This is a genomic window from Microcystis sp. M165S2, assembly GCF_020245885.1.
Classification (GTDB): Bacteria; Cyanobacteriota; Cyanobacteriia; order Cyanobacteriales; family Microcystaceae; genus Microcystis.
This window is the reverse complement of sequence record NZ_JADBTZ010000069.1, coordinates 1-6,494: the sequence shown is the minus strand read 5'-3', so window position 1 is coordinate 6,494 and position 6,494 is coordinate 1. Positions and strand designations below refer to the sequence as shown.

The window sequence follows — 6,494 nt, the reverse complement described above, 5'->3', positions numbered from 1 at the left end:
CGTCTTTTGAGATAACAGGAACTCTTTCCATGGAGATAATCCTTAAGAGTAAAGTTAAAGTCCCTTTCCGCAACACAATCAAGATGTCTTGTCTAACAACGCTTTACCAATAAAGCTTAGAGGGAATCCGAACTAGGGAAGCATTCGGAAGTCTGTGCCAGATTGTGTCTCGATGCGGTAGTCTCTACTTGCGTCGCCTAAATTGGTCTAGGCAAGCCCCGTCGCTTTTAGGGCGGGGTTAGTGACAAAGACAATTGCTGTCAAACCAGTGAGCCGAGTATTTTGGATGTATTCGTACTTCCTTGATATGTTTGTCTTTGAGTCTTTCAGTCAATGGGAATTTTAAGGAACCCATCCTTAACTTTAATCCTCGCAATAATCAGGGGGAAATGTCCGTCCGATCCAAAGCAGTCAGGGAGTTAAAAGTATTCACTGTATCTTTAGTGTATAGTGAAATATTCTCAACGTCAAGCCGTCCTTTTAGGCCGGGGTTTCCAACCGATTATTTTCGATGAAAAAATTAATTCTAGCCACGAGTAACCCGGGTAAATTAGCAGAGATAGGCGAATACTTAACTGATATTGACCTAGAATTGCAGTTAAAACCCGATTATTTAGAAATAGAGGAAACAGGGGCGACTTTTACTGAAAATGCCTATTTAAAAGCTGCTCAAATTGCCCTAACATTGGGAGAATGGTCGATCGCTGATGATTCGGGATTGGAAGTAACTGGGTTAGGAAATGCCCCGGGGATTTACTCGGCCCGCTACGGTCAAAATGATCGAGAAAGAATCGATCGCCTCGTCAGAGAATTAGGGGATAATCAGGATCGTTCGGCCCGTTTTGTCTGTGTAATTGCGATCGCCCGTCCCGATGGTGAGATTGCCTTGAGCGCCACAGGAATCTGCACGGGAGAAATTCTCACCAGTCCTAGGGGTAAAGGTGGTTTTGGTTACGATCCGATTTTTTATGTCCCCGAATACGCTTTAACCTTTGCGGAAATGTCTCCGGAATTAAAAAGAAAAATCAGCCACCGAGGACGAGCTTTTCAGCAATTGCTGCCCCATCTCAAGACTCTCGCGGGTACAAATTCATCAAGGCTCTGACTTGTTCAGCATGATAAGAGCTTCTTGTCAAGGGACTCGCAACAATTTGTAAAAATCCCAGAGACTCCCCGTATTCGCGCCAAAGGTTGAACTGTTCGGGGGTGACAAATTCCTGTACACCGAGATGTTTTGGCGATGGTTGCAGATACTGCCCGATGGTGAGAATATCACAATCGACGGCCCGTAAATCGCGCATCACTTGGCGCACTTCCTCGTCGGTTTCCCCCAATCCCACCATAATGCCCGATTTTGTGTAGGTAGCGGGAACAATGGCGCGGGCGCGCTGCAATAATTCTAGAGAACGCTGGTAATCACCCTGGGGACGCACGCGACGATAGAGACGGGGAACGGTTTCGGTATTGTGGTTTAAAACTTCAGGTTTAGCGGCAAGAATTAAAGCTAAAGCCTGCCAATTGCCACAAAGGTCGGGAATCAACACTTCGATAGTGGTTTTTGGAGAAATGCGGCGAATTTCCTCGATACAACCGACAAATTGACTAGCGCCACCATCAGCCAAATCATCGCGATTGACAGAAGTGATCACTACATGATTAAGATCAAGACGTTGCACGGCTGCCGCTAGTCGCTGGGGTTCTGTGGAGTCTAAAGGTTGCGGTTTTTTCTCAAAATCTATATCACAGTAAGGACAGGCGCGAGTGCAAGCAGGACCCATAATTAAAAAGGTAGCCGTCCCTGCGTGGAAACATTCGCCGATATTGGGGCAGGAAGCCTCCTCACAAACGGTATTTAAGCCTAAATCGCGTAAAACCTCCTTAACACTGCCGACTCGTTGCCATTGCGGTGCTTTTACCCGTAACCACTCTGGTTTGACCGTCACGCCTGAACTACTCCGATAATTTTTGCCTATATCTGTAATATCCTAGCAAGTCTCGACCCACTCAAGGCAGAATATGCTATGATAATTTAGCTGAAAATTTTCGGGATGTAGCGCAGCTTGGTAGCGCACTTCGTTCGGGACGAAGGGGCCGCAGGTTCGAATCCTGTCATCCCGATTAAAGACAATCAAGGGGAGAGGCAAAATCGGCTCTCTTGAGTTTGCCGGGTAAAATGTATTCTAAGATATAGTCCTGCTGGCGAGGGAGTGGAACTAACCACGAAGACAGGAAGAAACTGTCTTTTGCATGAATGCCTTTTGCCTCTCCTAACCAAGAAATTAATTTTGCACGACTAACCACTTATTTACCTCCTCTAAGCCAATGTCTAGATTATTAATCAGCCAATATCAGACGGAAGTTGAAAAGATTGTCCAATATGGCGGCAGTCGCAAGGAAACTTCGATTAGAGTCGCTTTTCAGAATTTGTTAAATGACTATTGCAAGGCGCGGGATTTTTTGTTAATTCCTGAGTTGGATTATCGCACCAAGTCGGGTAAAGTTGTCTATCCTGATGGGACGGTAAAGGATGCTTTACGGTTAGATTGGGGATATTGGGAAAGTAAGGACCAATATGATAATTTAGACGAAGAAATTGAGAAGAAGTTGGCGAAAGGCTATCCTAATGACAATATTTTATTTGAAGATTCCCAGACGGCGGTTTTAATTCAAGGAGGAGAGGAAAGACTGCGCGTCTCGATGCGCGATGATGAGGCTTTGGATGGGATTATTAATGCTTTTATTAATTATGTACGTCCGGAAGTTGAGGATTTTCGAGAGGCGATTGATAGTTTTAAGGAAGATTTACCAACAATTTTGGAAGCGTTGCGGGGTTTAATTGCGCGGCAGTCGGAGACGAATCGGAATTTTGTGACAGCGCGGGACAAATTTTTAGAGATTTGTCGCAAGTCAATCAATCCAGAAATTAGTCTGGAAGATGTGCGAGAGATGATTATTCAGCACATCCTGACAGAGGATATTTTTATCAATATTTTTAATGAGTCCCAGTTTCACCGGGAAAATAATATCGCTAGGGAATTGCAGGGAGTGATTGAAACTTTCTTTACTGGTAACACAAAGCGCAATACTTTAGGAACAATTGAACGTTATTATGCAGTAATTCGGCGGACAGCGGCGAATATTTACAATCACCACGAGAAGCAGAAGTTTCTCAAGGCGATTTATGAGAATTTTTATAAAGCGTACAATCCGAAAGCGGCGGACCGGTTGGGAATTGTCTATACACCCAATGAAATTGTCCGTTTTATGATTGAAAGTGTCGATTATTTAGTTCATAAACATTTTGGTAAGTTGTTGGCGGATTCGGGTGTAGAAATTTTAGATCCGGCGACGGGGACAGGAACTTTTGTGACGGAGTTGATTGAGTATTTACCGAAGGATAAGTTACGGTACAAGTATAAGCATGAGATGCACTGTAATGAGGTGGCAATTCTGCCTTATTATATTGCTAATTTGAATATTGAGTTCACCTATAAGCAGAAGATGGGGGAGTATGATGAGTTTGATCATATCTGTTTTGTCGATACCCTGGATCATGCTGCTTTTCATCTCAAGCAGATGGATTTGTTTGCCATGTCGGTGGAGAATACCCAACGGATTCAAAATCAAAATGACCGCAATATTTCTGTCATTATTGGCAATCCTCCTTATAATGCTAATCAGCAAAATGAGAATGATAATAATAAAAATCGCAAGTATCCAGCGATAGATAAGCGTATTAAGGATACCTATATTGAAGAAAGTACAGCGCAGAAGACAAAGCTATATGATATGTATTCTCGCTTCTTTCGTTGGGCTACTGATAGGTTAGGTGAAAATGGTATAATAGCTTTTATTACTAATTCTTCTTTCTTGGATGGTCGCTCTTTTGATGGATTTAGAAAATGTATTGAAAGTGAATTCGCCTATGCTTATTTTATAGATTTAGGAGGCAATGTCAGAAAAATTTCTGGCAGAGATGGTGTTTTCATTGGTGAAAAACACACAATTTTTGGTGCTGCTGCTATGACAGGTATTGTGATAAGTTTTTTAATTAAAGACAATCATAATACTCGAAATAAGCTTTTTTATGCGAATCCTTTTGATGTTCATGAATTGCGACAAAATAAACTTAATTATCTGCAAGTCAATGATTTCAAAGATATTCACTTTGAGCATATCATACCAGACAAAAAACATAATTGGATTGAACAATCAGATAATGATTTTAATGGCTTAATACCTGTAGTTGACAAAAATACTAAGCTATCTAAAAATCAAATTGATGAGGTAGCAATCTTTAAGTTGTACACAAATGGAATAAAGAGTAATAGAGATGAATGGGTATATGATTTCAATTCACAGCAACTTGAGAGCAAGATAAGTTATTTTATCGATATTTATAATTCAGATGTTTTTAAATACGCAGAAATGTCGTTATCTTCCAATGTAAATATTGATGAAATGGTAAATCTTAATATTAAATGGAGTAGGGACTTAAAGAAGCACTTAATTGCTAGACATAGCATTACTTTTGATAGGGCAAAAATTATATTTTCTCTCTTTCGTCCTTTTATAAAGCAATTATTTTACAGCGATTTTATACTCAATGATGTTCTAACTAACTATCATGCAGAATTGTTTGGGAAAGAATTTGATTATAGTAATAGTGTTATTTATTTTTCAGGTACTCCGCTTTCTAAACCTTTCCAAGTGTTTGCATCTAATGATTCTGCTAATTATGATTTTCTTGAAAAAACTCAATGTCTCCCTCTTTATCGCTACGACAAAGAAGGAAACCGCATCGATAATATCACTGATTGGGGATTGCAGCAATTCCAAAGCCATTACAACGATAAAAACCTCACCAAACTCGACATCTTCCACTACACTTATGCAGTCCTTCACCACCCGGAATATCGCAGTAAATACGAATTAAACCTGAAGCGAGAATTTCCCCGGCTTCCCTTCTATGATAACTTTTATCAATGGGTAGAATGGGGAAGCAAACTAATGGAATTACATATCAACTATGAAACCGTTGAACCCTACCCACTTACTCGTATTGATACTAATAATAATCTCAAACCAAAAACTAAACTAAAAGCCGACCGAGAAAAAAATTCTATCAACCTCGACGATATCACTTTCCTACAAGATATTCCCAAAATTGCCTGGGAATATAAACTCGGTAATCGTTCAGCCTTAGAATGGATTTTAGATCAATATAAGGAAAAGAAACCCAAAGATCAAACCATCGCCGAAAGATTCAATACCTACCGCTTCGCCGATTATAAAGAAACAGTAATTGACTTATTACAACGAGTTTGTACCGTGAGCGTCGAAACCATGAAAATAATAGAAGCGATGAGACATTAAAAAGATTGCTTCCGGGGAATCTTATCCTACACCCTGCCTCCAGTAAAAACTTTTTCAGCAGACCCTAAATAAATTAGTTTGGCTCCTTTTTCTTCCAGAGCTTTATTGATGTCTTCACTAAAATTAATGGGACGGTTATCGCCTACATCCCGAACTTTATCCTTTGTATTCTTGTCTAAGTTTTTGTACTCTTTCTGTCTCTTTTGCGGGTGGGTGTAGAGTTTTTTTTGCGGGTTATTCTCAAGCGTTCGGCTATTCTGGCCACTGTCGCCACACTTAACACTATACCAGTTCTTTCTAGGAATAGTTTCGATAGTTCAGCCAGAGTTGCGTCATTATTTTCCTCAATTAACTTACCGAGGACGATCATTTGTTCTGGTGTGAGTTTTAAATGACGTCCACATCGATAAGTCTTCGGTCGAACATCTCCCGTTTCTCGATATTGCTTCAAAAGCTTTTGTACGAAACTTAGGGTGACGCAGAATCTTTTCGCTAATTGTCTTTGAGAGATGGGTTCGTTATAATAACAGTCGAGGATTTTCTGACGGAACTCTACCGGATAGGATTTCATTTTTTGTGCGGTTTAGCTATCGATGACATTATACTTCATATTTGTGAGAAAGAAAGAAAAATGTTCTAGTGGGTTTTCTGGCGCGACCCAAGCGATCGCTAAAGATGTTATTATCTAGGGTCTGCTGAATAAATCTAAAAACCTTGTTGGGTAAGACTTTTAGACTTTTTGTCAATCAAAAAGTACCGGACTGGGAGTGATCAGGGGGAAAATTGAGGTACTTTTTCCCTGAAAATTAGGTAGTTGACCACCTGAAAATCGGTAAAACCCTACACCCCAACCCCCAACCCCCAACCCCCAACCCCCACCGAAAAACTTTTTCAGCAGACCCTATCTAGGACAGTCAACTGAAAATTCCCGCAACTTTCCTAGCCACCAATGAGAGCGATCGCTAAAGATGATATTCTTTATCGAAAATTTGGGTTAAAACCCCGTCGTTTTACGACGGCTTTTCTTGATCTTTAATAGAGCATCTGAGAACTTCCAGGGTTGCACCTCTCAGTTATCAGTTATCAGTTATCAGTTATCAGTGGGTAAGTCATCAGTT

5 protein-coding genes and 1 tRNA gene are annotated in these 6,494 nt (G+C 40.6%); 3 read left to right on the top strand and 3 right to left on the bottom strand.

The features are described from left to right. The first annotated feature begins 511 nt into the window (after positions 1-511). Positions 512-1,105 carry an RdgB/HAM1 family non-canonical purine NTP pyrophosphatase gene (gene rdgB, locus IM479_RS03855; RefSeq protein WP_287685481.1) on the top strand — a complete coding sequence of 198 codons (594 nt, stop codon included), beginning with the start codon at positions 512-514 and terminating at the stop codon, positions 1,103-1,105. Here the strand turns inward: rdgB and lipA are convergent. Continuing rightward, positions 1,068-1,973: a lipoyl synthase gene (lipA, locus tag IM479_RS03850; RefSeq protein ID WP_287685482.1), complete on the bottom strand. Its 906-nt coding sequence runs from the start codon at positions 1,971-1,973 to the stop codon at positions 1,068-1,070. The genes rdgB and lipA overlap by 38 nt on opposite strands. A gap of 71 nt (positions 1,974-2,044) precedes the next feature. Here lipA and IM479_RS03845 point away from each other — a divergent pair. Further along, positions 2,045-2,118: transfer RNA gene (locus IM479_RS03845), tRNA-Pro, on the top strand. On the opposite strand, the gene IM479_RS03840 is transcribed toward IM479_RS03845, so the two are convergent. Further along, positions 2,119-2,301 (bottom strand): hypothetical protein, encoded by a 183-nt coding sequence (locus tag IM479_RS03840; protein ID WP_287685483.1) that lies wholly within the window; start codon positions 2,299-2,301, stop codon positions 2,119-2,121. Positions 2,302-2,322: 21 nt separating this feature from the next. Between IM479_RS03840 and IM479_RS03835 the strand changes: the two genes are divergently transcribed. Then, positions 2,323-5,376, top strand: coding sequence for a type ISP restriction/modification enzyme (locus IM479_RS03835; RefSeq protein WP_287685480.1), 3,054 nt, complete (start codon positions 2,323-2,325; stop codon positions 5,374-5,376). Positions 5,377-5,551: 175 nt separating this feature from the next. Here the strand turns inward: IM479_RS03835 and IM479_RS03830 are convergent, their stop codons facing one another. After that, positions 5,552-5,947: a helix-turn-helix domain-containing protein gene (locus IM479_RS03830; RefSeq protein ID WP_286826910.1), complete on the bottom strand. Its 396-nt coding sequence runs from the start codon at positions 5,945-5,947 to the stop codon at positions 5,552-5,554. Positions 5,948-6,494: the final 547 nt, after the last annotated feature.